This is a genomic window from Mesorhizobium sp. RCAM 05099, from assembly GCF_059683685.1.
This window is the reverse complement of sequence record NZ_CM185035.1, coordinates 1,640,699-1,666,106: the sequence shown is the minus strand read 5'-3', so window position 1 is coordinate 1,666,106 and position 25,408 is coordinate 1,640,699. Positions and strand designations below refer to the sequence as shown.

At 59.8% G+C, this 25,408-nt stretch carries 18 protein-coding genes and 10 pseudogenes; 13 read left to right on the top strand and 15 right to left on the bottom strand.

Features of this window, described 5'->3' with window-relative positions:
- Window positions 1-67 precede the first annotated feature (67 nt).
- The 3 genes from AC56QQ_RS08225 to AC56QQ_RS08215 are packed head-to-tail and all read right to left on the bottom strand — an operon-like array spanning window position 68 to window position 3,212.
- Window positions 68-1,075, bottom strand: a complete 1,008-nt coding sequence (locus AC56QQ_RS08225; protein WP_489863205.1) for a tyrosine-type recombinase/integrase — start codon at window positions 1,073-1,075, stop codon at window positions 68-70.
- Entirely contained in the window at window positions 1,075-1,992 is a 918-nt protein-coding gene (locus AC56QQ_RS08220) for a tyrosine-type recombinase/integrase (protein ID WP_489863206.1), read from the bottom strand. The genes AC56QQ_RS08225 and AC56QQ_RS08220 overlap by 1 nt, the downstream gene beginning before the upstream one ends.
- Window positions 1,986-3,212: a tyrosine-type recombinase/integrase gene (locus AC56QQ_RS08215; protein WP_489863207.1), complete on the bottom strand. Its 1,227-nt coding sequence runs from the start codon at window positions 3,210-3,212 to the stop codon at window positions 1,986-1,988. The genes AC56QQ_RS08220 and AC56QQ_RS08215 overlap by 7 nt, the downstream gene beginning before the upstream one ends.
- A gap of 387 nt (window positions 3,213-3,599) precedes the next feature.
- Here AC56QQ_RS08215 and AC56QQ_RS08210 point away from each other — a divergent pair, with 387 nt between their 5' ends.
- Window positions 3,600-3,902: a DUF736 domain-containing protein gene (locus AC56QQ_RS08210; RefSeq protein ID WP_497126315.1), complete on the top strand. Its 303-nt coding sequence runs from the start codon at window positions 3,600-3,602 to the stop codon at window positions 3,900-3,902.
- Between the two features lie 45 nt (window positions 3,903-3,947).
- On the opposite strand, the gene AC56QQ_RS08205 is transcribed toward AC56QQ_RS08210, so the two are convergent.
- On the bottom strand, window positions 3,948-4,277 hold the full coding sequence (locus AC56QQ_RS08205) for a hypothetical protein (RefSeq protein WP_489863208.1): 330 nt from the start codon (window positions 4,275-4,277) through the stop codon (window positions 3,948-3,950).
- Window positions 4,278-4,524: 247 nt separating this feature from the next.
- Between AC56QQ_RS08205 and AC56QQ_RS08200 the strand changes: the two genes are divergently transcribed.
- From AC56QQ_RS08200 to AC56QQ_RS08190, 3 genes and pseudogenes are all read left to right on the top strand, one after another.
- Window positions 4,525-6,177, top strand: coding sequence for a hypothetical protein (locus AC56QQ_RS08200; protein ID WP_497126313.1), 1,653 nt, complete (start codon window positions 4,525-4,527; stop codon window positions 6,175-6,177).
- Window positions 6,178-6,340: 163 nt separating this feature from the next.
- Complete coding sequence (locus tag AC56QQ_RS08195; protein WP_497126311.1) at window positions 6,341-7,330, top strand: methyltransferase; 990 nt, start codon at window positions 6,341-6,343, stop codon at window positions 7,328-7,330.
- A 444-nt stretch (window positions 7,331-7,774) separates the two neighbouring features.
- Window positions 7,775-8,118, top strand: a pseudogene (locus tag AC56QQ_RS08190) (IS21 family transposase); the annotation flags it as partial.
- Window positions 8,119-8,381: 263 nt separating this feature from the next.
- Here the strand turns inward: AC56QQ_RS08190 and AC56QQ_RS08185 are convergent.
- A pseudogene (locus tag AC56QQ_RS08185) lies at window positions 8,382-9,139 on the bottom strand (IS5 family transposase).
- Window positions 9,140-9,232: 93 nt separating this feature from the next.
- Between AC56QQ_RS08185 and AC56QQ_RS08180 the strand changes: the two are divergent.
- A pseudogene (locus AC56QQ_RS08180) lies at window positions 9,233-9,376 on the top strand (IS91 family transposase); the annotation flags it as partial.
- A 135-nt stretch (window positions 9,377-9,511) separates the two neighbouring features.
- Here the strand turns inward: AC56QQ_RS08180 and AC56QQ_RS08175 are convergent.
- Window positions 9,512-10,726: an alpha/beta hydrolase gene (locus tag AC56QQ_RS08175; protein ID WP_497101008.1), complete on the bottom strand. Its 1,215-nt coding sequence runs from the start codon at window positions 10,724-10,726 to the stop codon at window positions 9,512-9,514.
- Window positions 10,727-10,901: 175 nt separating this feature from the next.
- Here AC56QQ_RS08175 and AC56QQ_RS08170 point away from each other — a divergent pair, with 175 nt between their 5' ends.
- Window positions 10,902-11,978: a methyltransferase gene (locus tag AC56QQ_RS08170; RefSeq protein WP_489863212.1), complete on the top strand. Its 1,077-nt coding sequence runs from the start codon at window positions 10,902-10,904 to the stop codon at window positions 11,976-11,978.
- Between the two features lie 292 nt (window positions 11,979-12,270).
- Here AC56QQ_RS08170 and AC56QQ_RS08165 read toward each other — a convergent pair whose 3' ends face one another.
- Window positions 12,271-12,465 (bottom strand): hypothetical protein, encoded by a 195-nt coding sequence (locus tag AC56QQ_RS08165; protein ID WP_489863213.1) that lies wholly within the window; start codon window positions 12,463-12,465, stop codon window positions 12,271-12,273.
- 360 nt (window positions 12,466-12,825) lie between these two features.
- Between AC56QQ_RS08165 and AC56QQ_RS08160 the strand changes: the two are divergent.
- Window positions 12,826-13,677 (top strand): annotated as a pseudogene (locus AC56QQ_RS08160) (transglutaminase family protein).
- Between the two features lie 110 nt (window positions 13,678-13,787).
- On the opposite strand, the pseudogene AC56QQ_RS08155 reads toward AC56QQ_RS08160, so the two are convergent.
- Window positions 13,788-14,987 (bottom strand): annotated as a pseudogene (locus tag AC56QQ_RS08155) (IS256 family transposase).
- A 24-nt stretch (window positions 14,988-15,011) separates the two neighbouring features.
- On the opposite strand from AC56QQ_RS08155, the gene AC56QQ_RS08150 reads away from it, so the two are divergent.
- Window positions 15,012-15,272 carry a transglutaminase-like domain-containing protein gene (locus AC56QQ_RS08150; protein WP_489863214.1) on the top strand — a complete coding sequence of 87 codons (261 nt, stop codon included), beginning with the start codon at window positions 15,012-15,014 and terminating at the stop codon, window positions 15,270-15,272.
- Window positions 15,273-15,473: 201 nt separating this feature from the next.
- Here the strand turns inward: AC56QQ_RS08150 and AC56QQ_RS08145 are convergent.
- Together AC56QQ_RS08145 and AC56QQ_RS08140 are read right to left on the bottom strand one after the other, a co-directional pair.
- A pseudogene (locus tag AC56QQ_RS08145) lies at window positions 15,474-15,560 on the bottom strand (ABC-type transport auxiliary lipoprotein family protein); the annotation flags it as partial.
- A gap of 95 nt (window positions 15,561-15,655) precedes the next feature.
- Window positions 15,656-16,105: pseudogene (locus tag AC56QQ_RS08140) on the bottom strand (IS630 family transposase); the annotation flags it as partial.
- Between the two features lie 257 nt (window positions 16,106-16,362).
- On the opposite strand from AC56QQ_RS08140, the gene AC56QQ_RS08135 reads away from it, so the two are divergent.
- On the top strand, window positions 16,363-16,785 hold the full coding sequence (locus AC56QQ_RS08135) for a hypothetical protein (protein WP_489863215.1): 423 nt from the start codon (window positions 16,363-16,365) through the stop codon (window positions 16,783-16,785).
- Between the two features lie 701 nt (window positions 16,786-17,486).
- Here the strand turns inward: AC56QQ_RS08135 and AC56QQ_RS08130 are convergent.
- A pseudogene (locus AC56QQ_RS08130) lies at window positions 17,487-17,830 on the bottom strand (curlin); the annotation flags it as partial.
- Window positions 17,831-18,104: 274 nt separating this feature from the next.
- On the opposite strand from AC56QQ_RS08130, the pseudogene AC56QQ_RS08125 reads away from it, so the two are divergent.
- A pseudogene (locus AC56QQ_RS08125) lies at window positions 18,105-18,857 on the top strand (IS5 family transposase).
- Window positions 18,858-18,870: 13 nt separating this feature from the next.
- Here the strand turns inward: AC56QQ_RS08125 and AC56QQ_RS08120 are convergent.
- The gene (locus tag AC56QQ_RS08120) at window positions 18,871-19,065 is read right to left on the bottom strand and encodes a hypothetical protein (RefSeq protein WP_489863216.1); all 195 of its coding nucleotides are present in this window, start codon (window positions 19,063-19,065) and stop codon (window positions 18,871-18,873) included.
- A 269-nt stretch (window positions 19,066-19,334) separates the two neighbouring features.
- On the opposite strand from AC56QQ_RS08120, the gene AC56QQ_RS08115 reads away from it, so the two are divergent.
- Window positions 19,335-20,183 (top strand): GGDEF domain-containing protein, encoded by an 849-nt coding sequence (locus tag AC56QQ_RS08115; protein ID WP_489863217.1) that lies wholly within the window; start codon window positions 19,335-19,337, stop codon window positions 20,181-20,183.
- Between the two features lie 85 nt (window positions 20,184-20,268).
- Here the strand turns inward: AC56QQ_RS08115 and AC56QQ_RS08110 are convergent, their stop codons facing one another.
- On the bottom strand, window positions 20,269-20,466 hold the full coding sequence (locus tag AC56QQ_RS08110; protein ID WP_489863218.1) for a hypothetical protein: 198 nt from the start codon (window positions 20,464-20,466) through the stop codon (window positions 20,269-20,271).
- 489 nt (window positions 20,467-20,955) lie between these two features.
- The gene (locus tag AC56QQ_RS08105) at window positions 20,956-21,180 is read right to left on the bottom strand and encodes a hypothetical protein (RefSeq protein WP_489863219.1); all 225 of its coding nucleotides are present in this window, start codon (window positions 21,178-21,180) and stop codon (window positions 20,956-20,958) included.
- 650 nt (window positions 21,181-21,830) lie between these two features.
- Between AC56QQ_RS08105 and AC56QQ_RS08100 the strand changes: the two genes are divergently transcribed.
- The gene (locus tag AC56QQ_RS08100) at window positions 21,831-23,699 is read left to right on the top strand and encodes a bifunctional diguanylate cyclase/phosphodiesterase (RefSeq protein WP_497126308.1); all 1,869 of its coding nucleotides are present in this window, start codon (window positions 21,831-21,833) and stop codon (window positions 23,697-23,699) included.
- Between the two features lie 64 nt (window positions 23,700-23,763).
- Here the strand turns inward: AC56QQ_RS08100 and AC56QQ_RS08095 are convergent, their stop codons facing one another.
- On the bottom strand, window positions 23,764-23,994 hold the full coding sequence (locus tag AC56QQ_RS08095) for a hypothetical protein (RefSeq protein ID WP_489863222.1): 231 nt from the start codon (window positions 23,992-23,994) through the stop codon (window positions 23,764-23,766).
- A 915-nt stretch (window positions 23,995-24,909) separates the two neighbouring features.
- Between AC56QQ_RS08095 and AC56QQ_RS08090 the strand changes: the two are divergent.
- A pseudogene (locus AC56QQ_RS08090) lies at window positions 24,910-25,373 on the top strand (transposase); the annotation flags it as partial.
- Between the last annotated feature and the right edge of the window lie 35 nt (window positions 25,374-25,408).

Here is a 25,408-nt window from a genome sequence, read left to right as displayed (position 1 = left end):
CACCCAGCAGGACCACCCAGATCCGGTCAGGCTGCATTGCCATGATGCTCACACGGCCCATCCCGCCTCATGTCGGCACGGTATACGCATCGGCCATCAGCGATGCGATCAATGCGTCGGGCGCCTTGAACCGACCGCGACGAAGCGCCGGCGGCAACACGGCCTCGATGGCCTCGAGCTTTTCGGACGGATCCATCCGCAGGTACACCTCGGTAGTGCGGATATCGGCGTGGCCAAGCCAGAGCGCGACCTTACGGATGTCGCGTGTGGCCTGCAGCATGAGGACAGCGCAACTGTGCCGCAGAAGGTGTGGCGACAGTGTGCGCCCGACCAGCGTCGGGCATCGAGCCGCGGCGGCTTTTGCATGCTTTTCGAGGATGTACTCGAAGCCGGCGCGGGTCATCGCCATCCCTTGCGCATTGACGAACAGCTCCGTCGCCGGTGGCTTTCCGCGCACGGCAAGCCAGGCTCGCACGTCGCGGGCCGTTTCTTTCCAGAGCGGAAGGCTGCGTTCGCGCCGGCCCTTGCCGAACACCAGGATGCTCGGACTGGGTTGCAGCGTGACGTTCTCCAGGGCGAGGCCGACCAGCTCAGAGACGCGCAGGCCGCCGGCGAAGCAGAGGTGCAGCATCGCCCGGTCCCGCAGACCCAGGCGCGTCGTTGTATCAGGCGCATCGAGCACGGCGCGGACCTCGTCCATGGTCAGGTGGCGGATGAGCTTGTGGTCATGACGCTTGCCGGGGATAGCGTTGATCTGGGCGATCTGCTCCAGGGCGCTTGGGTGCCGGAGCTCGACATAGCGCATGAACGCCTTGATCGCGGCGAGCCGCAGGTTGCGGGTCGCCGCTCCGTTGCCGCGATCATGTTCGATGTGATGCAGGAACGCGAGCACCATCTCCGTGTCGATTTGCTCGAGTTGGAGCAAAGACGGGCGCGTATGCAAGCGCCCGGCAGCGAAGGCGAACAGCAGCCGGAAGCTGTATGCGTAGGCCTCGCAAGAGTGCGGACTGTAGCCGCGCTGTTGCGGCATGTGCACGCGCATGAAGCTGGTGATGAGCGGAGCGAGCGGCGTCATTAGCGCCTCCCGTCGATCAGCGCCTCGGCAGCCCCCGCAATGTCGGCCATGAGGTCAGGCGTGGCTTCCAGATACCAGTAGGTATGCCGGATGTTTGCGTGGCCGAGATAGGTGGAGAGCGCGACGAAGTCCCGCGCAACATCATCCCGGCGCGTCGCGCATTGCTCCAGCACGCGAGTCGCGAAGGTGTGGCGCAGATCATGGATACGTGGGCGACGTGACCTATCTTGACCGACGCCAGCCTGGCGCAGGATCACATGGAAAGTACTCTCGACAGTTCGAAGCGGCATCTGTTTGGCATCCACCGAGAGGAACACATGGTCGTCCGTCCCGGCGAACCGCCGGCGGACCTCAAGATAGGCCCGCATCGCCTCGACCACGCTGGCGTGCATCGGCACGATCCGGCTCTTGTTGAACTTGGTCTGGCGGATGTGCAGCACGCCGTCGGGCAGCAGATCGTCCAACCTCAGGTTCAGAGCCTCCGATATCCGCAGGCCCGTCGACGCCAGCAGCCCGATCAGCATCACATAGATGTGGCGCCTGAGCGGGCTGGGCTTCTGGGGCCGCAGATTACCTGCGGCGTCGAGCATGCGCGCCAGTTCCTCGGATGTGTAGATATAAGGCGCGGGACGTGTTGCAGCACTGTGGTTGGGATGATGGTGCGGCACCTCGTGCGCGCGATCCTCGGCGTGCAGGAAGCGGGCGAAGAGCGCGATCTCCCCAAGCCGCCGCTGGTGGCTGCGCGGGGTCGACGAGACGGCCGCCGTCCAGGTGAGCGCGGTCTCGCCGCGAACATGGGTGTCGCCCCAGTCGACCGCATAGCGCGTGAACGCGGTGAGGTGTCGGGCCGTCTTGGCGAGCTTGAAGCCGAGCGAGCGGCGCAGCTCGATGTAACGATCGGCATCATCGGTCAGCATGGCGACCTCCCCGGCCAGGGCTGCGCGATAGCCGCCAGAAGCGCGATATCGACCTTGGCGTAATGCGCGGTCATATCCGGCGACCGATGGCGCAGCACCGTGCCCACATTGGTCAGGCTGACGCCGTGGCGGAGCATCGCCGTGGCCGCCGAGTGTCGCAGGATATGCGCGCCTTTATAGCGGCTCTCGACACCCCCGCGTTCCAGCGCGCGCTTGACCAGGCATTTGACCGTGATGCGGTCGATCGGTCGCAGCGGCGCATATTCGGTAATGAACAGGGATGGCACGGCCATCGTCGGTCGGCTGCGGTCGATATAGGCAAGCAGCGCGTCGCCGATCTCTTGGGTGAGCGGCAGCAGTTCTTCGCGCCGGCCTTTGCCGAACAGGCGGATGCTGCCCTGCCGCCAGTCGATATCGCCGAAGCTGAGCCGTGCCACCTCGCTCGCCCGAAGTCCGAGCCGGACCAGCATCAGGATGATAGCCCGGTCGCGTAGGCGACGCTCTCCCTCGCACGCTCCGATGATCCGCGTGATATCGGCTTCGGGCAGAAAGCGCGGGATCGAGGCCAGCCGCCAGCCAGCAACATTGGGCATGGCGTGGTCGAGCCCAGGCCCGCATCGTCCTGTCGCGATCAGGAAGCGCAGGAACGCGCGGATGCCGACCGATATCCCCTTCATCCGAGCGATCGATACCGCTTTCGCGCGTTCGGTCATGTACGCACGGATCATCACCGCGTCGTAGGCGCTCGGCGTCTCCCCCAGCGCATCGATGAAGGGAATGATCGTCCCAAGATACGTGGCCCGCGTCGTTTCGGCCAGACCGCGCTGCTCGCGGGCCCAAGCCGCAAACTCGGTCACCAGGGGCGCAACCGGTTTGGCCGGCAGGCGTGCCAACACGCCGCGATCCTCGAGATAGGCGATGAACAGCTTGGCGGTCTCGACCGCGTCCTGGTTGACGTCGCCTCGGAAGCGCGGGCACTGTCCCGCTGCGATCAAGGCGAACGATGCCCCATACGCCTCACGGACCGCGGCAAACATGTAATTCTCCGCGCGCGCCCAGTGCGTCCAGCTCGCAAGCAGCCGCATCTTCTCAATGACGGTGCGTGGCGTATACCGTCGCTCACGAAGCCATTGCGCAAAGTCCGCCGCGTGTTCCGCAGCCATCCCCGCCTTCAAGCGGTCCTCGACCGCGTTCTTACGAACATAAACACCTGTTGGCATGTCGCCTCCTTTTGCATGTGGAGGCGGGACTATGATCCGAGGTGGCTGTCATTCGGAACGTCAGCGATAGTACCTGGTGCTGTCGGGTGGCGTGAGAACGCCCTCTGCAGGCTGGTTCTGCCGGGTGCTGTGATGCCTTGCGACCGACGGGCCTTGTTCTGGCGGATCTGCCCCGCGATGCGGTCTGCGACCCGGCCTGTTCCCCGCAACAGCGCGGCGGCGATCTTCTTCCCCGCGGCTGCGCCGCTCCTCGCCCAACAACAAGATCGCCGCGCGCCGTCCTTCGCATGCGCTGCGGCCTGACGGTGCGGGTCGGCCGTCCCGGGGCTCTCGATCGCCACAAGGCCGCGATGGTCGCGGGCTTGAACACAGCACAGGAGTTCCACCATGTCCCAGATCGGTTCGTTCACCCTCAGCAACGACGGCACCTACACTGGCACCATCAAGACCCTCGCCATCGACGCCAAGGCGCGCCTCATCCCCAGCGATCCTGCCGTCACCAGCGACAAGGCGCCCGACCTGCGGGTCATCGTCTCCGGCGTCGAGATCGGTGCCGCCCGGCGCCGGACCTCGAAGGAGGACCGGACCTACCACTCGGTCAAGCTCGACGATCCCTCCTTCAGCGCACCCATCTACGCCAACCTCTTCGAAGGCGACGATGGCAAATATGCGCTGATCTGGTCACGCTGATCGACACCGCGGCGCCTCCCAACACGGCGGGGCGCCGCTACTCGATCACGTAGCCCAGCGCGCGATACCCGTCCGTCCCTTCCCAGCCATCCGGGCGAAGACAGGAACCGTCTGATCGACATAATCCACGACCAGGACATCCCTTTTCCCGTCGTGCTCGCGATGAAGCCGGCCGACACACTGTGCCAATGTTCCTTTCCAGGCGATCGGCATCGTCAGGAACAGCGTGTCGAGACGGGTATCGTCGAAGCCTTCGCCAATATAGCGGCCTGTCGCGAGGATCAGCCGCTCATCGTCATCCGGGACATTCAATGCCATGCCGGCTGCTCTGCGATCTTTCGCCGATACGCCGCCGCGTAGAATCAGGTTTTTCACGAATGGCGCGAACCTCTTCCGAAGATAATCGAGGTGGTCCTTCCGTTCGGTCAGAACGATATCCGCCCGTCTTCATAACGGTCGGCGCCGGCGTTCCGCTCGCGCCACAGTCGGTAGCGCTGGCGGATGCGTTGCTAGCCAAAGGCGTCGAAGTCGACAACGGCAGCGATGCCGCCCTTTTTCTTTAAGCCATCTTAAGCATGGCCATTAGCGCAGCCGAAACTCTCTCCTGTCTAAACATTACTGTATGGAGCGCACTGGCCAAATTACCGTCGGCATTGTCGTCCTGGCGGTTGCCTGCGGGCTTGGCGCCTATGGCGGGGTGGCGATTACCGCCCTGACCATGGGGGTACTCGGCGGCGTTGGCATGCTCGTCAGTCTCGTCTTGCCTCTCGGGGTCGCATTGCTCCTCGTCGCGGGCGGCATGCGGCGCGGCAAATCCGGCTATGCCTGGGCGCCGGTCCTGTTCTTCGGCGGATGGGCCCTGATCTCCGTTGTCATGCGCGTATATCTGAGTTTCGAGGCGGCGAAGATAATGCCGCCCGACATCGATCCGAGCCTGGCGAAGATCAAAACCCTGGTCGTCGATGACTATCTGAATTTCAGCCGCACCTTTGTCACCGAGGGCGTGGTGGATCGGCAGGTCGAGATCGGCTACACGGACAACGATCGCGCCAAGCCGATCAACTCGATCAAGCAGACGACACTGGCCTCCGGCGAAGCTTGCTCCAAAGACGACCCGACATTTGAACTTCGCACGGTTGGCAGGATCGACGAGTGCTTCAAGATAACCAAGCTCGCCACCGTCCCGGACGGTCTCCACATTCTTCATGCGCCCTACAATCGTCAGACTTCAGCCTGGTCTTCTGAACTCAAGGCGGTGGTCGTTGAGAACGGACAGAAGGCGGACGCCCTTAAATGGCGCAGGATCTCGGCACGTGTCCCCGCCTATGTTCCGCTGTTCATGATGAATATGGGACCGTTCAACCGCGCGCAATCTGTTTGGGAAACGCGGCAGGGACCTTTTGAGGTGGTGAGCTATGGCGACGTCAACCTTACTTCGCAGGCCATGGCCGGCGCGATCTATGCATTCGATCCATCTCTGCCGCCCAAGCCGAAGGATAACTCGGTCTCGCTGGCCAAGCATGCATACGAACTCGTGTCCGCAGGCGATCATCGCAGCGGGCTGAGCATCGTCGCCCTGCTCGACAGGGCCGGCTTCGTCGACGACAACATGATTAAGGCAGCGGCCTACAACATTCTGGTCGATGGCAGCCCCTCCGTCCTTGGCGGCCGTCTGCCCGATCTCGGCAAGTTCGCGGACAAGCTGAATGCCGGGCAGCGCAATCTGTTGAACGATGAGATCCTTCGCTTGTTGACCACGCCCGCCGAATGCCGATGCCGTGCATTCCTTTTCAACTCCACGGAGCTGGGACAACGAGCCGTCGATGCATTCCAGAACACTTCGGGGCTGGAGTTGTGGCAGTACGACGGCCTGCTGACGGCGACGATGTACGTCGCCACGCCGTTTCAGGACCATCGCCAGCAATTGTTTGCAAGCATCATGGCTTCACACGATCCGTCCAATGCCCGTCGCATGATTGCCTACCTGAACCGGGCGGGCGTGAAGCTGCTTGAGCAGGAGATGCGGGCGCTGGTGCCGAAGCTGGCGGATTTGGACACTGAAGGCATCTTCTTGATAGCCACGCACAGCGCCACCCTGGTCCCACCGTCCCGAGCGGCAAAGTTCGACTCGACCTTCGATCCGGAACTCAACCTCAAAGCCGACACCTGGGCTGCGTTCTGGGCCGCGATGCGTTCGCAGGCCGATCGCATCCCGGACGCGAAGCAACGAGCACGCGCCATCGACGAAATCGGCAAAAAGCAGCTCGAAAGCTAGACGCACCGGCGCGTACCATCGCCCAGATCGCGTCCAACGGGCTGCGCCGGGAACATCAGCTCATACTTGCGACCGATGACGGCCACCTTGCGTTCGAGCGCTCGGTGGCATGCCTGGAAGCGCCTGCGCGATAACAGCGTTGCTCCCGTATCGGAGGGATGTCATGCTCAACCCATCACAACAGATCATGAGGCTAGGCTTTGGATTCGCCGTGTCGCAGGCGCTGCGCGTCGTTGTCGAACTCGGCATCCCCGATCTCCTTGCTGTCAACGAGCAATCGGTGGATGAACTAGCGGCTGCCACTCAGTCAGATGCTGACGCGCTTTATCGTGTAATGCGACTTCTCGCGCCTGAAGGGGTCTTCAGGGAGGTACTGCCCCGTCATTTCCAGTTGACGGAAATTGGTGCGGTGCTGCGCTCCGATCAGCCGGGTCCCCGCGACTTCGTCCGCATGATCAACAGCGAGGCCTATCTTGCCTTCGAGCAACTCTTGCATTCTGTCCGCACCGGAAAGCCGGCCTTCGACAAGGTGTTCGGGAGCCCAAGATTTGACTGGCTGTCGGAACATCCGGAGCAGGCTGCCTTGTTTCAGCGTGCCATGGTCGCCCTGAGCCAAGGCAGTAACGAGGCCGTTGCCGAAGCCTATGATTTCAAGCCGTTCACGCGGATCGTCGACGTTGGCGGCGGACATGGCCAGCTTCTCTCGGCGATCCTGGCTCGCAACCCTCACCTGGACGGCGTGCTTTTCGATCTGCCTTCGGGCGTCGCGGCAGCACGCCAGGGTGCCGGAGGCGACCTGCCGCGCACCGAATTTGTCGCCGGTAATTTCTTTGAAAGTGTTCCCACCGGTGACGTCTACGTCATCAAGAAGGTCGTTCACGATTGGGATGATGGGCGTGCCGCGGAGATCCTGCGAAATTGCCGCAAGGCAATGCTGCCGAACGGGAAGGTGCTTGTGGCCGAGACGCTCGTGCCGCCGGGTGACGAACCGAACCAGATCAAGGGTATCGACGTGGTCATGCTCGCCGTCACTGGCGGCCTGGAGAGAACGCAGGCCCAATATGCAAGCTTGTTCGACGCCGCTGGGCTGCGCCTTGAACGAGTGATTCAGACCCGGGGACCCATTTCCATCCTCGAGGCGTGCCCAGCCTAATCAAAGATAGCCCTTGCCGGCTGCTCTCACACGACGTTCCGGTTCCGCACAATAGGCAGCCCGGGTCTTGGCCAAAGGAGACCCGGCCAACACCATCGAAGGCGGACTGGCGATTGCGAGAAGATGTGTTGCGAGCTTGCCCACCGCCGCTGCCGGTTTTTAGGGTCATAGAAGACCAATCTATCAGCTGCGGTTTTCAACATCGTGTGCAACCCCGCCCTTGTGGCGTTTGCAGCTTCGATGGAGAACCGCCCGCATTGGACACGCGGCGTCTTCCGGCCTACAACTCCAACCTCGACACAAGATGATCACCGAGCCTGCGGCTCCGAAGCCGGTACCGCCTTGCGTTTCGAGCAACACCCGAACCATGATCTCGTGCATGAAAAAGGATGAAGCCGAAGAAGCTTTGCACTTCTTTTGCACAAAATGGGCTGAGGAACGCCGATCAAGGAGATCTGCCGCGAATTGAGGATATCGCGGAAGGTTGTCCGGAAAGTGCTGCGGTCGGACGCGACGGAGTTCCGCTACGAGCGTGAGCATCAGCCGATGCCGAAGATCGGCCCCTGGCAGGATCGGCTCGATGGATTTTTGAACGGCAATCACAGCAAGGTTGGGCGCGAGCGGCTAACGCTGATCCGGATCTTTAAGGAGTTTCGCGGTCTCGGATACGACGGCAGCTACGAACGGATCGCCGATACGCCAAGACCTGGGCGAAGGCTCAGGGATCAGCGACGGCGGAAGCTTATGTGCCGGTGTTCTTCCCGCCGAGCGAGGCCTACCAGTTTGACTAGAGCCACGTGTCGATCTTCGCATGCTCGACGACGAAGCCCGCCGGCGCAAGTTTCGTCGGCCCAGATCTCCGTTCCATCGCGCTGATTCCCCCTCGGAAAAATCGCGACTTCAGCCTTCACATGCAGCGAGATTGAGGCTGCCCCCTTTTGCGCGCCGATCCAGGGTCCCAATTGCGGGCCGATTGACAGCAGCCAATGACGGATCGCCTACAACTCCTGCCGCAACCGGCACTGCCCGAAATACTAGGCCGGATCGACATTCACCGCAGCCAGATCATTGCGGCGGCGAGGTGTACGAAGCCTGTGAAGTGAATTGTGCGTCGGTCGTAGCGCGTGGCGAATCTACGGAAGTGCTTGAGGCGATTGAAGCATCGTTCGATGCGATTTCGGTGCTTGTAGACGTCGGTGTCGTGAGGGATGGCGACCTTGCGGTTGCGCTTGGAGGGGATCACCGCCTCGGCCTTCATGTCGGCGATGCGTTGGCGTAAATCGTTGCTGTCATAGGCTTTGTCGGCGAGCACGGCACAGGCCTCCTGGCCCTTCAGAAGGTCAGGAGCAGCGGTGATGTCATTGGCTTGGCCAGGTGTGATCAGAAACCGCAAGGGACGGCCAAGCGTGTCGCAGAGCATGTGGATCTTGGTGGTCAGTCCACCTCGGGAACGCCCCAGCGCCTGATCCTTGGCCCCCCTTTTCCGGTCGCTGCCTGCTGGTGGGCGCGAACGATGGTACTGTCGAGCATCAGGTACTTGTTGTCGCGGTCAGCGGTCAGCGTGTCGAACACGCGTTCCCACACGCCGGCATGGCACCACCGGCTGAAACGCCGATGCACCGTCTTCCACTTGCCATAACGTTCGGGCAAGTCGCGCCAGTGCGCGACCGATCGCAGGACCCGCAAACAACCGTTCACGAACAAACGGTTATCCGAGCCAGTGCGGCCCGGATCACGCGCCTTGCCAGGCAGAAGCAGCGCGATCCGCAGCCATTGCGCTTTATCCAATTCGTACCGCTTGATCCCCATCGTCCGCTCCGTGGCCTGAACACGGAAACTCATGAATCAGACATCAGATGATTTGGGAATCCTGAATGTCGATCCGGCCTAGGGCTTGGCGGCGCTTGGCTGGCCGAGCGCGAGGCCGACCTGCTGCCAGTCGGCTACGTCCATGTCGGGTTTACGCTGCCGGCCGAGGTCGCTGACATCGCATTCCACAACAAGGCGCTGGTCTACGACCTGCTGTTCAAGGCAGCGTCGGAGACGTGATCTTGAATTCAAAATTCAAAGAGGAAAATTGGCTGAATCTAATATTGGTGGGTTTAGAGACTATCGACATCAATCGGGCGATGCTTAACGATAAGCAGCGCTGTGGCGACGTCAGCAACCCGAAAAATACCATCAGTGCCGCGCTGGATAGTTTAACGGCCGTGGTGGCGGAACCGCGCCTGCGAGCTCCCGACCGGCTAAAAATTCTTCAATGAGCCAAAGAATCTCATCAGTGTTGTTGCCCACCCAAGGGAGATGATCAGCGCCAGGGAGTTCGACCAAACGTGCGTTCGGTATGCTGGCGGCAAGCTGCCGCCCCCCTTCAATATTAACGCAGGCGTCTGCCGTTCGGTGAATGACCAGGGTCGGAACGCGGATGCTGGGAAGGATACCGGTGATATCGATCTCGCTGTTCAGACGCATAAGCGCCATGGCCGCGGCGGGAGTCGCGCCGAGCCGCTCGTATCGTCCCCACCATTCTTGGAATGCCGCATTTCCTACCATCGAGGGAGCGAACATGGGCAAGCTCGCGCCGCTGCCCCAGCTCGTATCGATGTATTGCAACAGTCTCTGCAAGGCCTCTTCGCTTCTGATCCAAGAGGCAAAGTGCGCGAACGCACCATAGAGCACGAGCGCTTCGCAGCGGTGTGGCTGGGTGGCGGCGAAATAGGCGGCGAGCGAGCCGCCTTCGGACGGACCGATGATGGCCGCCCGTTCGACGTCCACAGCATCCAGAACGGCACGCAAATCATCTACGCGCGCATCAAGGCCAGGAACCCTTTCGACACGGTCCGACATGCCGGTCCCGCGTTTGTCGAACATGACGACCCGAGCGAACTGTCCCATGCGGCGCAGAAACCGGGCCATGCTCGGCTCGGTCCACGCGTTCTCGATATGGGTGACAAAACCGGGGCAGAACACAAGATGGCGAGGACCTTCTCCCCAAACCCGATAGGCGATGTGGACTTCGCCGCTTTTGGCGAAGCGGATCGGGGATACGGAATCCGCTGAAATTGGTGGGGTCGCGCCGTCCGTGACGACCGCCGCGAACAGGTAGCCGCGTCGCGGAAGGGTCTTGACGATCCGCCGCTCTTGATCGCAGATCGCCTCGCGAATGTCCTTTATGCACTGCACGAGCGAATCGTCCGTGACGATGGTCCCGGACCAGACCCTCTCCATCAATTCGTCTTTGGTGATAACGCGGCCAGAGTTCGCCGCCAGGTAATGCAACACTTCAAATGATTTGGGCCTGAGAAAAACCTCCCTACCTTCGCGCTCCAGCGAAAGGCGTGCGAGATTGAGGGTCCAGCCGGCGAAGTAAAGGTTTCTGGGCAGGTCGGCTTTCATCCGCGATGCCGCCGCGTCCGTGCGGCTTGGGGCGCTTTCGTCGAAATTTCGGCGAACCATCGTCGGCCTTTCGTTACACGCCGAGCTGCGACGCCTACCATCGCCAGCATAGCGTTGAATGCCTGCGCGGTCACCCGCTCCGGGGCGACCAAAGATTTCAGCAAAGGAGAATGCCATGCCGCAACAGCAATTGCGAGAGCCGGTCGAGGTTTCGCCGCCTCAGCACGGTCCGGCCGGGGATGCCAGCGGACAGGTGATCGAAACCATCTTCGGGCGATGGCGGAGCCAAATCCTCTATGCGGGAACCAAGTTGGGCGTCTTCGACGCCCTTGCGAGCGATCCCAAGACCGCTGCCCACGTCGCCGGCGAGCGCGGGTTGGATGCGGACCTGTTGTACCGGCTCATGCGGGCGCTCGGTTCCTTGGGGCTGTTGAGCGAGGATCGGGCCAAAACCTTCTCATTGACCGCGAGCGGCCAACTGTTGCGCGAGGACCACCCGCATAGCCTGCGCGCGATGACCCTGCTGGAAGAAGGTCCCGAGCACTACGCTGCGTGGAAGCACCTGAGCGCCCTGATCGCAGAAGGGAGCCAGGACGGCTTTGCTCGTGAGTTTGGTGCGCCCGCCTTCGAGTATGCGGCCCGAAATCCGAATTACGGCGCCGTATTTAACGCGGCGATGAGCAGCTTCTCCGGCATGGACAATATGCTGGTGCTGCAAGCGCTCGAAACTTACGACTTCTCCCGCGTCTCGCATCTCTGCGACGTCGCCGGCGGCCATGGCTATGCCCTATGTAACCTGCTGGCCAAATACCGGCACCTCAAAGGCACGGTGTTGGAACTGCCTGGCGTGATCGCCAATCGAGAGTTGTTGTGGGCAGCGAAGATGAGGGTCGGAGATCGCTGCACCTACGTGGCTGGTGACATGTTCCAGGCGGTGCCTTCCGCCGATGCCTACATGTTGAAGCGCATTCTACATGACTGGAACGACTCGGAATGCCTGCAGATTCTCTCCACCATGCAGCGGACGGCGCCGAAGCAGGCCAGGCTGTTGATCGTCGAGCAGGTCGTCCCGGACCCGGACACCTCGCATTTCTCCAAGCTGTTTGACGTTCATATGCTGATTTGGGGCAGCGGCCGGGAACGCACGGAAGAGGAATACGCTGCGCTACTGGAAAGGTCCGGCTGGAAATACCGCAAGGTCTGGTATCCCCCCTCAAAAATGCTGGGCATCGTCGAGGCCGTGAAGGAATAACGGTATAGCCAAGCTGTGATAACGCGGAATTTTTCAATGATTCCGCGTCACGTCGGAAGAAGGGAACTGCTGGCCCGGAAAATACCCGCCAGAACAATGATGATTCCTGGCCTGGCCCCATCGTCGTCCAGCGCCAGAACCGGGACCGGCATCATTTCAAGGCGGTCGAAGCTGCCAAGGGCTTCTACGACCCCTGCGAGATATGGCCACTGGCGTCCAAGCCATAGCAGGAACCCGGAACCCGCCTGGTCGCTGCGGTGGCTCAACCACAGTGGTCTCTGTGCTGGTCAGATCAAAAACGCCGTTGCCGGTGGAATCGCTCTGAATCAAGCCATTCGGCCGACGCTGATGTCACCGCCTTGCGAAGCAAAGTGCCATTGACGCTGTTTTCCGAATCTGTGGTTGTGGTCGAGCCGTTAGCATTCCTGACATAGACTTGCGTCTGATCGGCAGCGCCGTCGACATCCTGGTCGAGCGCCGTCGTCACCGTCAGCTTGTCGGCACTGGTCGTCGTCGTCGTCCGCTCGGCGACCGAACCACCTCAGAAACGCGGAAACTAATTATTCATAGATTCTAATATACGTTGATGGCCGTCGCAGAGGCCAGTTTTGAGTAGTGCGACACACACTCTCCTACAACGGAAAGCCCGGAGCTCCCCGCGCCGGGCTTTTCTTATTTGGGCCTTTAGCAGCCTCGCCAGCGCGCGTTTTCCGTGCCAAGCGTCAAGTCTATTGCGAGGTATCTGACTGTTCTCGATGGCGGATCTGCCGCCCTGAGGTCGACACCACGCCGAAGGCATAATTGTGCCGCGAACCCGTGTGTATGTAGAATGTGGTACTCGGACGCTATGCCTATTTTTTCAGTGAGGCACCCAACCGTTCTACCAGTACAGCGACCGGTAAGGTTTGGCGAACACCGGTTGATGTTCAGGCCACGCGACAGCTTCGATCAAAGGCTTCTCGACCACGCCCTCGTCGTCGTTACGGAGCCCAAGGAGGTTCGATAGATTCACGACGTTTTCGGAAACTGCGTTGCGGTGATCGATTTTGCGGAGTCTCCCTAGAAACTGCACTTCGAAACCGCCATTCGGCTTGATCACACGCCTCAGCTTACGCCAGACTTCCGCATCGACAAGGCGGCACTCAGCTATCCCTTTTCCTATGAGCCTGACGAAGCCCTCGACCTCTCGCAGACCATCGAACGCCAGCATCCAGACGATGGCGACGAAATCGAAATGGGCGCGCCAGTTCTTGAGCGCCGCCGGGCAGACCGAGACAGGCAAGCTGTTGATGACGCTCTGCTATGCCATCCACGAAAGCTTTGTGTATTCTCGTCGGACTGAACCTGGGACGCAGCCCGCCCTGGTCACGCTACTTCTGCGGCGGGGCACGTGCCGTGACTTGGCACTTTTCATGATGGAAGCAGTTCGATCGCTTGGCTTCGCCGCCCGCTCCGTGACGGGATATGTCTATGTCCCAACCCGAGATAGTGCGGATGTGCGGGGCGGAGGCTCAACGCATGCCTAGTGCCAAGTCTATTCGCCCGGAGCCGGTTGGGTCCGGTTCGATCCGACCAATGGCATTGTCGGCAACCGATCAGGGTGGCAGTCGCTCGCCACCCACCACAAACCATTCCTCTTTCCGGCAGCTATTCTTGTCCCGCATCAAGCTTTTTGGGATGCACGTTGAGGCGAAAGTGACCAAGGAATAGAGCGTACGAAAGTTGCAGCTATTTGATATTTGATGGTGTCCCACCGCGTGGTGTAGCTGGCGGCATTGGTCGCCTTGCTGTCCGGCAGGGCCGGGCTGATCAGCGGGCCACGGCGGGCAGGCTGATGAGGGGATCATCGCTCAACTGGCCGACGCTTTCCAGCGTCATGTAGCGGGCACGCTGGACGGCCCACTCGTCGTTTTGTTCGAGCAGCAATGCGCCGACGAGTCGAACGATGGCGTGGTCGTTGGGGAAGATGCCGACCCCGTCGGTGCGCCGCTTGATCTCGCCGTTGAGGCGCTCGATCGGGTTGGTCGAGTTCAGCTTTGCCCGATGCTCCTTCGGGAAGGTCATGTAGGCGAGCACATCGGGTTCGGCGTCGTCGAGGATGGCGGCGAGCTTCGGGACCTTCGGCCGGGTCTGATCCGCGACGGCGCGCCACTGGGCGCTGGCTGCCTCGGGTGTCTCCTGGGCGAAGGCGGTGGCGATGAAGGCCGAGACGACGCGGCGCCCACTCTTGCCGGCATGCGCCAACACGTTCCTCATGAAGTGGACGCGACAGCGCTGCCATGTGGCCGAGAGAACCTTTGTGACGGCCGCTTTCAGTCCCTTATGTGCATCGGAGACGACCAGGTTCACGCCGCGCAGGCCGCGTCTGGTGAGCTTGCGCAGGAACTCCGTCCCGATCGGCTCCTGCCTCGGATGTGCCGATCTCCATGCCCAGCACCTCGCGGCGGCCGTCGGTGTTGACGCCGACGGCTATGATGACGGCAACGGAGACGATGCGTCCGCCCCGGCGGACCTTCAGGTAGGTGGCGTCGATCCACAGATACGGCCAGTCGCCCTCAATCGGCCGTTCGAGGAAGGCCTTCACCTTGCCGTCGATCTCCTCGCAGAGCCGCGAGACTTGGCTCTTCGATATCCCCGACATGCCCATCGCCTTGACCAGGTCGTCGACCGAGCGTGTCGATATCCCCTTGACATAAGCCTCCTGGATGACGGCCGTCAGTGCCTTCTCGGCCATGCGGCGCGGCTCGAGAAAGCCCTGGAAGTAAGAGCCTTTCCTGAGCTTCTGGATGCGCAGCTCGACGGTCCCCGCCCGTGTCTCCCAGTCCGGTCGCGGTAGCCGTTGCGCTGCGCTGTCCGGAGCGGGTTCTTCTCGCCATAGGCAGCGCCGGTCACGGCACCCACCTCCATCTCCATCAGCCGCTCGGCCGCGAAGCCGATCATCTCACGCAAAAGATCAGCATCCGCGCTCTTCTCCACGAGCATGCGCAGGTTCATCATGTCGTCGGTCATCGGTGGTCCTTCCAGGAACAGAGGATGCCGACGCATTGCACACCGCGCATAGCGGCTTCACCGGATCGAACCGGTGTTTGTCGCGACTTCGCCCATCTTGCAATATCTTTGAGCCGCTGCATGAATATCATCCCCGCGCGCTATTGTACCGGCTATCTCGGCGATATCGGAATCCCCCCGTTCCGGATCCGATGGATTTCAGCGCGTGGCTCCAAGGCTACCTTAGCGGTCATTGGTTCACATCCGACGCAAGGCACAATCACACGCGCATCGGAAGAATCCTGATGGCGACCGGCCGGGACGCGACTGATGTCGCCCTCTCGACCAGCTTTGGTTCGTCGAGGCTGGCAAACTTCGAAGGTATTGCCGAAGAGATTGCGGCTAGAAATCTTGCAACCGCCCAATGAGATTTTGTAGCCGGAGTCTCCCAGCAGTATACGCCGGCTGAGGCAAGCTCCTGCCAGCCCAACCCGCCATTATCGAACGCTGATAATCGATCGCCAAGCCCTCGCCCGGCATGCCGACGCCGGCAACGCTGCCCGAACGCTGGAACGTCTCGGCCAGCCGCGACTGGCCCGCGCCTAAGAGCGCGGGCCACGCTGGGGTCTACTGGCCAACAATGATCCGCTGTTTGTCGCGATTCTGCGCGTAGGTGCCCTTGTCATATGCTTCAGGCGCTGCCGGGTCAATGTGGCGAAGAAGCCCTCGACGGCGTTGAGCCATGAACATGAGGTCGGCCCGAAGTGGAATGTCCAGCGCGGATGGCGATCCAGTTAGGCGCGGACGTTCGGCTGCTTGTGGGTGGCATAGTTGTCGAGGATCACGTGGACAGTCTTCTCGGCGGGCATTTCAGCCTCGATGGCATTGAGAAAGCGGATGAACTCCTGATGCAGATGGCGCTGCATGTTGCGGCCGATGATCGAGCCATCGAGGATGTTGAGCGCGGCGAACAGGGTAGTGGTGCCGTTGCGCTTGTAGTCGTGCGTCATGGTCGCCCCACGACACAACCCCGGCTGAGTATGATCAAGCGCCTGTATCTGGCTCTGTTCGTCGACCGACAGCACGACGGCATGCGCAGGCGGCGAGATGTAGAGCTCGACCACATTGTGAAGCTTCTGGTGATCTCCTCGACCGTGACATTGTCAGCCAGTTCGATCAGTTCGGCGCGCGTCTTGCCGCGCTCCAGGACGATGACAGGCCGGACAGCCCGATCATCGACGAACTAGCCGGAGAAGCTATGGTGCAGAGAGGCGGCCCTTGCAAAAAGCTCCCACTTGCCCGCGCGACCACTGTCGCTTCGCGTACAAGTAAATTCGTCTGTGCTAATATGTTTTGGCCATGCACTTCGTGCGTGACCAAAACATGGGAGGACGCGATGAAAACAATGAATCGCAGGTCTGCAATTGCGCTCGGTGTGACGGCCGCGGCAGTAACACCTCTGTTCAGTATGGCGGCATCCGCCAAAGCCAAGAAATACGGTCCGAAGGATGGCAAGGAGATTGCGCCCGGTGTCAGAGTGGTTGAGATCGGCACCGGGAACGCCGACATTCCTGCTTACAAGAGCATTGCCATTGTCGACGTGGTCTTTCAGCCCGGTGCACATGCTCCTCAAACCGTGATGGACAACGACATGGTTTGTACGATTACGGCCGGTGCGTTTACGATCAAGAAAGCGGACAAGGAGTTCAAACTCAAGGAAGGCGACATGTACACGTGCGCCAAAGGCAAGACCGACGAGGCGACGAATACAAGCAAGGTCGTTGGCATCCATCGTATTGCCGTCCTGATACCTGCCTAATAGATCGGATTCCGGCCGGACGATCTGTCGGTTGCAAGCCGTCCGGCCGTCGATCGCAGGAGCCTGGAAGAGAGGACGAACTTCGTGTGCGGCTTTTGCGTATGATTTGTGATAAATACTTGATTTTGTTTACCTATTTTCCCGCCTCTCATTGCGGCGAGAAGTGGTTTTCGACCTCGTGACGCTCAATCCTGACCTGCTGTCACGCTCGCCGCAGATAGCAAAAGAGAGCCCCTCGATGGGTGTTGCGATGTAGCGGTCTTCCGACTCGAACCCCCGTTCGATCAAGTTTGCACCATTGCGGATCCAGACCCGCCAACTTCCTTCATAAAGCGCAATTCTGCTGGAGGCGCAAAAGGCGGCAAACTGGACTCTGCGGCGGACAATGAGGTTCCGGGACATCCCGGCGAACATCCGCATTGAAGCGGTCGGCAGAGTGCGTTCGCACGTTTCTGTCGACATGGGCGAGCGCCTCAAGCGAAACCATGCCACCTTTCGGCGTGACACGGATCTCGCAGCGCACCGGCCCGACGGGCTGGTTGGCGGTGGCCATGGTTGCCCGCGCGTTGGCCGAGACCAGGACCAAGGCGAGTGCCGCGACGCGGCGGGGATGTTTGGTTATGCGTGGCATGGTTCGTCTCCTTGGCGTTCGTTGGCCGCGACCGCGGCCCTTCCCGCGGTCGCCCTGCTCGTGCTGCCGATTACTCGCAGGCCTGGACGAAAGCGGCGACATTGCCGCTGCCACTCTGACTAACATTGGCATCACAGCCATGGCCAACCTGCACGCCGGCAGTGATGGGCCGTTGCCATCCTGGGTCAGGATGGCGGTATGGTTGGAGCCGAACTGGCCGTCCCCGGCCACACTGGCCGACCCCGGCCACGTTGCGGTCGCCGTTCTGGTAGGTGGCGCCATAGTTGCCGGCGCCTTCCTGGCCGATGGCCGAAAGGTTGTGGCGGCCACGTTGCTGGCCCTCACCTTACTGAAGCGGCCGTTCTAGTAGACCCGGATACGGTTCTTGAAGCCGTTCTGGGCGCCGCCGGCCGAGCGTCACGCCGTAAAAGAACGCAAGGCGCACACCGTTTCTCAGGCAGGAGCCTCCTCAGGCCAGACCCGCGTTCCATCTAACGCGGCAGCGGTTAGTTCAATCAGATTTGCCTGCCCAAGGGAATGCGCCGTCGGTTCAGGCTCAATTCATCCCGCTCTAGGGTACGGAAATGGGGAGCTCCTTGATGTTTTGTGGCGGTCCGAATTTGGCGCGCTCTAAGGCTTGTTGAGATTCAGGATTCCAGTTTTGGCTTGGTTGTGATTCAAGCTTTGGATGGACCGATTCGTGCTGACGGACGCCCAATGGGCGAAGATGGAACCGCATTGTCTGGGTAAACCAACCGACCCCGGACGAAGGGGGGGTGACAATCGCCGCTTCATTGAAGCGTTGCTTTGGATCGTGCGGACAGGAAGCCCGTGGCGAGATCTTCCCGCCTTCTTCGGGAGCTGGAACACCGTTTTCAAGCGCTACCGCGATCGGGTCAAAGCCGATGTTTTTATGCAGCTTTTTCGAGGCCTGCTCGGATGAACCGGACATGGAATACGCCATGGTCGATGCCACCATCGTCAAGGTCCACCGGCATGGACAGGGCGCAAAAGGGGGACTCAAAGCCAGGCCATAGGCCGCTCCAAGGGCGGCATGACCACCAAAATCCCGGCGCTCACCGATGCACTTGGAAATCTGGTGCGCTTTGTCCTTTTGCCCGGCCAGCGGTTCGACACGGTGGGCGTTGCACCGCTCATTGATGGTGTCTGCTTCGGCGGCTTGATCGCCGACAAAGCCTTCGACAGCAAGACCATCATTGCCGATCTGAACGAGCGCGGCGCCAAGATCGTTATTTCACAGCACTCCCGTCGCGCTTCTCCCCTGCCGCTCGACAAGGAACTCTACAAATGGCGCCACCTAATCGAGAACTTCTTCTGCAAACTCAATGAGTTACAAGCGCATCGCATGCGTGCCGACAAAACCGACCATAGCTTTGCAGCCTTCATCAATCTCGCGGCTGCCGTCATTAACTCACGATGAATCTCAATAAGCCTTAGGTTAGACGCGGTGCAGGCCGGCACTTTCTACGTGCTTCCTCAAGCGCCTTGGCGGCGTCCTTGTCCACTTGGTTTTTCATGATCTTTGCCGCCGTATTGAGCACGCAGTCGATATAATCGTCGTCCTCGTCCGCCATGGCTACGCCGATCATAGTCGCCGTGGCCAGGAGGATTGCTGCAGCTAGTTTCATAACATCCTCCTGCCGAGGCTTGGCATTCCATCAACTTAGAGCCAGGCCAATTCGTGTGGTTCACCCCGCGCTAGTTGATCGGCTGCTTCGATTCTTATCGTTGGGCAGAAAACCTTTAACATCAGCTAACAGGCTGATGAAAAAGGATAGGAGATACCCGTTTTTCATCGACATCACAGATCTTCTGGGTTTACGCACGTCCGAACCGCAACGCATACTTGCCTGGCACGTCACTCACGCGTCTGTGTCTCAAGGACCAGAGTGATTTTATGCGACTTGGTAACGGCCTGTTCAGCGCCAAGGGCTACACAAGCAATATGACGCCGCGCACCAAACGTATCCTGGGCAAATCATTGGTCGTGACGGTAATTGCAGTCGTCGCGACCTTCGGTTTGTCGTTTACCGTGAGACTTGCGCTGCAGATGCCAATCGACTGGCTGAGTTGGGTGGAATGCACCTTCATACCCATTTTCATTGGAATGCCCGTCGCTTCCTACATCTTCAACCAGTCCGAAACGATCCAGGATACATATGACAAGTTGGAAAAGTCGCATACGGCCTTGAAAGAGGCGCACGACAGGCTGACGTTCGTAACGAGCCACGACCAGATGACGGGGCTCCTGAGCCGCGGTGAATTCATCGCAAGGATGGACAGAAGGCGCGACGAAGGAGAATACGACACGCTTCTCCTGATCGACCCCGATCACTTCTCCTTAATCAATGACGAGCACGGACATTCCAAGGGTGACGAGGCTTTGCTTCGGATTGCAAAGGCGCTCGTCTATACGACACGCCCCGGTGACTCAATTGGCCGCCTTGGTGGCGAAGAGTTTGGGGTCTTGCTGCGAGACCTGCGCAAAGACCGGGCGATTACAATTGCGGATAACATTCGTCGACATATCGAGGGGCTTCCCTGGATCAAAGGGCAACAAGACAGCGTGAAGGTGACTGTCAGCATCGGTGGTGCGGAAATTGCTCGCGATGCAGATCCTCAGGATGTGCTACGCACTGCGGGGCGCTGCCTTTTTGAAGCGAAGCAACGTGGGCGGAACCGCGTTTCGTTCGACTATCACCCATCCAGGCCGCAAGGTTTGGTGAGCGAAACACGCAGCAGATAAACAGGCCCGCCGCTGCCAATAAGCAGTGCCTAGCAGACCAAAAGCGACAGGCAGATGAGTTATATGGCACTACACGCCAGTAGTTTCAGGCTATTCCTTTAGCCTTCCTGTGGCTCAAGTCCATGTTATTGAGCTCATACAGTATGTCGTCGGCCTCTAGCAGCTTCAGGCCAACCAACAGAACGCCGTCGAGAATCGCCGGCTGTCCTGTGAACATGTCGATGATCGACCAGACCCCGCTATGTGCTCGCTGCATGTTGTAGCGCTTGGTGATTTTGGTCATAGTCTGCGCCCTGGCTGATCTCGCCCCATCAAGATCCAATAGCACCGCATCGAAAGCACGGAACGAGCCGAGAGGCGTCCACGTATTTTGTGTCGTTGGGGCCGGTGCCCACGACCACGAGGACACCGGGCCTGCTTGCCAAACGAGAGTGTCATCAAACGCCTAGCCTGGTAAAATTACTCGGTCATTTGTAAAAGAAACCATAAAGGCGGTATCGCTCCTGGGTTGAAGGCAGGAGCAAAGCGAGACCGCCTGCATTCGTTTTTTTCGATGATGCCGGCCCTCTCCTTCGCCAGCTTGCCCCGCCTATGGCACCCGCTGTGCCAGGCTTACTCCCAGCGCCTGGCGCCTGGCTCTCAGCCGTACCGGCGCCTCGAAACGCTAGGCCTATTAACCGGTCATTCACCATACCGCTATAAGCTTTCTCAAGGCTGCGGCTGTGTTTGTGTACCGCAGCGCCCTGGCGGCAAGACGATGGTGCTAGCGGGCCTAGGTCGTATTCTGGGAATTCTCGCCATACCGGCATTCCAGGGCGTTGGCAATTCGCTCGCAGAGCAGCTCACCCATGCCGATTTTTAGGTGAAGACGGACGCGACCTCCTTGCGCATTAACCAATGTCACTACAACGCCTAGATCCGTGTATTCAGCAACGTTGAGAACGTCGTTGACGATGAAGTCGGGCGCTTCGCCGGCCGCCTCGGAAATGTCGTTCACAGCTCTCTCCTCAATCAACACCGATCGCCAATGGGCCTCTTGCCGGGGAGGCCAAGCCCTAGTCGCTGGCCTTCGGCGAAGTGCTCCCCAGCGGCCTGGTTCTCAAACGTCTGTTGCCTCCTTCGGCAATCTGAACCGTCCACGCCCCCTAATTGACTTGCACGTCATCTGTTTTCGCCGGCCCCATTCCGGTCCTCCATGTCACAGTCGCTGAATAAAATAGGGCATACGCCAAGCCTGACCAGGCAAGTGGTTGATCGGGGGGGCTTTTTGAATTGACGCACTGGCATTCGAGCACTCTTTGCAAATTGATTGGCCCCCAGGGTCGAAGAGATTACCCCGAAGGTTAAGCGCTAGACCCGGCCTAGGCGGACCTATCCATGATTAGCAACAAGGCCGCTCGGGTAGAGGAAGCTTTGCTGATTTGAGGAACGAGGGCACGATGCGCATGCAGTGATCGCTCTCCCAAAACAAACTCTGGCAGCTCTATCATTAGCCAAGGCAATAGCTCGCGAGGTCTGTAGTTTGACGACCATTTGACAAACACGGAAGGAGACGCTGGCGCCTGGCCTGCTCAATTTGTCCAGAACTTCAGCATGTTTTAATAACTTCAACGTGACCTAATCCCCGCCACGTCATTGGGGATTGCGGTGAACGAAAATCCAAACCTGCACATGTTGGCTCTTCAGAACGAAATTCTGGAGGCCATTGCCACGGGCATGGAGTTCGACGCTGTCGCCGAACTCTTGTGCCGCCGCGCCGAGGGGCTTGCCCCGACCGCAATCTGTTCAATCCTGTCTGTCGACATCGAGGGGCGTTTGCATCCCGTCGCCGCCCCGAGCCTCCCAAAACACTACTCCGAGGCATTGGAAGGTCTTGCGATTGGTCCGAGCGTCGGATCGTGCGGCACAGCGGCCCATTTCGGAAAACCAATTGAGGTCGTTGACATCTCCATCGATCCGTTGTGGGCGCCATTCACCGGGTTGGCCCTACCTCTTGGTCTGATGGCTTGCTGGTCAAGCCCTATCAAGGCCCGGGAGGGGCGTGTTGTTGCAACATTCGCCTTTTACTATCGCACGAAACGCGGCCCAAGCGATCTGGAGCGGCAGATCGTCCTAACCTGCGTCCATCTATGCGCCATCGCCGTTGAGCAAATGGAAATTCAGAGGAGAAACCACCAACTGGCGTTTTACGACCAGCTCACGGACTTGCCGAACCGACGCGGTTTCGACGAGTTGATCAGCCGCAAGCCACGGCCCGGTTCCACATCCTTCGGCCTGCTCCTGCTCGATATTGACCATCTCAAGTTCATCAACGACACGATGGGACACATGGTGGGGGACGCCCTCATAAAGGAAGTCGCATCGCGATTGCGATACGCGAAACTCGATTTAGCCTGTCGCCTCGGAGGCGATGAATTCGCCATTGCCGTCGATCCATGTCCGGACCATGCTGCTCTATACGTCGTGGTGTCGGCCCTTCGAGACGCCATGAAGGAACCTTTCCATAGCGACGGAAATACGATCGTCCCTCAGGTAACGATGGGGGGCGTGGTGTACGGTATTGACGGGACGAATGCCGATTTGCTTCGTCAAAATGCAGACTTTGCCCTCTATCACGCCAAAGAGACGAACCGCGGCGGTTATGTTCAATTCGAGCCGGGCCTCCGCACGGCCATCACCTGCCGGATAGAAACGATCAGAGAGGTCGACCATGCGCTCGCCGACAAGCGGGTCGTCCCTTATTATCAACCACTCGTTCGCCTCGACACCGGAGACATCATCGGTCTCGAGGCGTTGGCTCGCATCAAAACGGCTGACGGCCGTATTGTGGCGGCCGGTGACTTTCAGGCAGCGCTCTCAGATCGGGAGGTTGCCTGCCGTCTGACCGACAGCATTCTCTCACAGATCGCGAACGACGTTCGATCCTGGATCGCGAACGGCATTCCATTCCAGCACGTCGGCATCAATTTGTCGGCTGCCGATTTCAGACGGAACGATCTTGAAACCCGTCTTTCGACAGCTTTCGATGCAGCCAAAGTGTCATTGAAGCATGTTGTGCTCGAGGTCACCGAGACAGTGCTCATGGGCGATCCCGGCAACGAAACGGTCCGAGCTGTGGAGCGTCTTCGAGAAAAAGGAATGCTTGTCGCGCTCGATGACTTTGGCACTGGATATGCGTCGTTGACCCATCTTCTCAGTTTTCCGGTCGATATCATAAAAATCGACAAATCCTTCGTTGATCGTATCTTGATCGACCGGCCGAGCGAGGTGATTGTCGAAGCGCTCATCGACATTGCGCGAAAACTGAACAAGAAAATTATCGCCGAAGGCATCGAATGCTCGGCGCAGCACGAGCGTCTCCGCGAGCTCGGCTGTACATTCGGTCAAGGATTTCATTTTGCCCGACCTGCGGATGCTTTGACCACCACGCGCCTGCTACGAAGCTTTGCTCAAAAGCCGCCATTCGACCAGCGTCGTCACACGGGAAGCGACGTTCCCATCACGGCAATCGCCTAAACGGAAGTGTCAGGACAGCCCTTGTCTCATCGTCGGCTGTTCTCTCTCGCACACCCCCGATTTGTTACCCTTCTTTGCGGCGCCATCCCATCGCCTCTGTCATGAAGTCGCTAAGGCCGCCGACATTGTCTTCGATCGCCTTGACCGTAAGCCCCTTCGCCACCGCGTCTTGGCCGCACCGCTTGGCGAGACGCGCGGCGATGGGGGCGAGCGGGCCGCCTCCCGCGTTCCACGGCTTGTCGAAGATGTTGTCGCCGATCCATTTCTCCAGAAAGTTCGAGGCGGCGATGGACATCTGCTTCCCTCTTCACAGCATCGTCGGACGGCCTTCGATGAACCTGATGAAGGCGACTGTCCCCAACCTAATCTTCCATCTCTTTCAAGCTACAAGGCACAGGCGTCCACACGGCCCGTGATGGCAAGCATGTGGAGCTGCACGTCGACGTTGTTTGCCATGTGCGGATGAAGTCGAGGCCACGGGGGACTTATAATCTTCTTCCTTCCACAACATAAACGTTCGGAAGTGGCCGACGTTCCTGCTATTGGCGCGAGATCCGCTCTCTATATATAAATATTGACATAAACTTTCGAATTTGTTCGATATATAGACGACATCTTAACCTGATGAGGTTGAAGGCCTGCATTCCCGTTTAATCCATGCGGCCGGGCGGGCGAAGCTGCGTCCACATCGCTTTCGCGTCAGCTGGTGCGACTACCCCACCCCCTGAAGCCTCTAGGCAGCAGTTTGCGCTTTCTTCCGGTGGTTTGACATAACGCACCGCGTTCATGACTTCGGCGGACACGGAGCGCTTATTGCCTTCACCCCGGCGTCATAGCCGGGTAATGCCGGAACCGTTTGGAGCTATCGGCGCTTATGCAAAGTTTGCCTGGTCGCAATGGGGTGGGGAATGACCGCGGAGCCAAGTTCTGTAGTCCTGTTCTGCCTTAAGGCGTTTTATCCCCTCTTTTAGGGGCGCCACCCTTGGCGGCTCAGCCCGAATTGCGTGCGCTTCTGGGACAAATTGGGGAATTGGATTCAGTTCTAGGAAAAATTTGAGGAGGGATCGACGATCTGGCGACGCGTTCCTCCCGGTCGTGTTAGCACGAACCTCCGGTAGTTCTACGCGCTGAACGGCGACTTTGCGCCCTATTCAGCCATTGAGAGGATCTTCGCTGCCACCCGATAGGACACGCTGCCTGCCACCCCCCAGTGCATTGTAGTTTAGCCATCGCCGTGGGCGTCAACGCGGACGGCTGGCGCGAGCTACTGGGCATGGAGATTGGCACCTCGGAGGCCTGCGCAAGCTGACACGTCCGCGGCCTGCGCGGCGTCAAGCTCGTCGTCTGCGGTGCGCACGAAGGCCTCAAGGCCGCCGTCACCAATGCTGTGCGCGGCATGGCAGGCGCTGAAGCGTCCACTTCATGAGGAACGTGCTGGCCCATGCCGGCAAGAGCGGCCGCAGGGTTGTCTCAGCCTTCATCGCGACCGCCTTTGCCCTGGAACCCTCGGAAGCCGCCAGCACCCAATGGCGCGCCGTCGCCGACCAGATCCGGCCGAAGGGGCCGACGCTGGCGACAATCATGGACGACGCCGAGCCCGATGTGCTGGCCTACATGACCTTCCCGAAGGAACATCTCGCCAAGCTCCACTCGATCTCCAAATTCGCCTCCCTAAGATGGGATAGAAGAGCGGCAGTCACATTTAGCAT

Bases quoted from the DNA above. Each gene is read 5' to 3' on its own strand.
- AC56QQ_RS08225 (WP_489863205.1), bottom strand. From the start codon at position 1,075: ATGACGCCGCTCGCTCCGCTCATCACCAGCTTCATGCGCGTGCACATG.
- AC56QQ_RS08220 (WP_489863206.1), bottom strand. From the start codon at position 1,992: ATGCTGACCGATGATGCCGATCGTTACATCGAGCTGCGCCGCTCGCTC.
- AC56QQ_RS08215 (WP_489863207.1), bottom strand. From the start codon at position 3,212: ATGCCAACAGGTGTTTATGTTCGTAAGAACGCGGTCGAGGACCGCTTG.
- AC56QQ_RS08210 (WP_497126315.1), top strand. From the start codon at position 3,600: ATGTCCCAGATCGGTTCGTTCACCCTCAGCAACGACGGCACCTACACT.
- AC56QQ_RS08200 (WP_497126313.1), top strand. From the start codon at position 4,525: ATGGAGCGCACTGGCCAAATTACCGTCGGCATTGTCGTCCTGGCGGTT.
- AC56QQ_RS08195 (WP_497126311.1), top strand. From the start codon at position 6,341: ATGCTCAACCCATCACAACAGATCATGAGGCTAGGCTTTGGATTCGCC.
- AC56QQ_RS08175 (WP_497101008.1), bottom strand. From the start codon at position 10,726: ATGAAAGCCGACCTGCCCAGAAACCTTTACTTCGCCGGCTGGACCCTC.
- AC56QQ_RS08170 (WP_489863212.1), top strand. From the start codon at position 10,902: ATGCCGCAACAGCAATTGCGAGAGCCGGTCGAGGTTTCGCCGCCTCAG.
- AC56QQ_RS08150 (WP_489863214.1), top strand. From the start codon at position 15,012: ATGCCGACGCATTGCACACCGCGCATAGCGGCTTCACCGGATCGAACC.
- AC56QQ_RS08135 (WP_489863215.1), top strand. From the start codon at position 16,363: ATGAAAACAATGAATCGCAGGTCTGCAATTGCGCTCGGTGTGACGGCC.
- AC56QQ_RS08120 (WP_489863216.1), bottom strand. From the start codon at position 19,065: ATGAAACTAGCTGCAGCAATCCTCCTGGCCACGGCGACTATGATCGGC.
- AC56QQ_RS08115 (WP_489863217.1), top strand. From the start codon at position 19,335: ATGCGACTTGGTAACGGCCTGTTCAGCGCCAAGGGCTACACAAGCAAT.
- AC56QQ_RS08110 (WP_489863218.1), bottom strand. From the start codon at position 20,466: ATGACCAAAATCACCAAGCGCTACAACATGCAGCGAGCACATAGCGGG.
- AC56QQ_RS08095 (WP_489863222.1), bottom strand. From the start codon at position 23,994: ATGTCCATCGCCGCCTCGAACTTTCTGGAGAAATGGATCGGCGACAAC.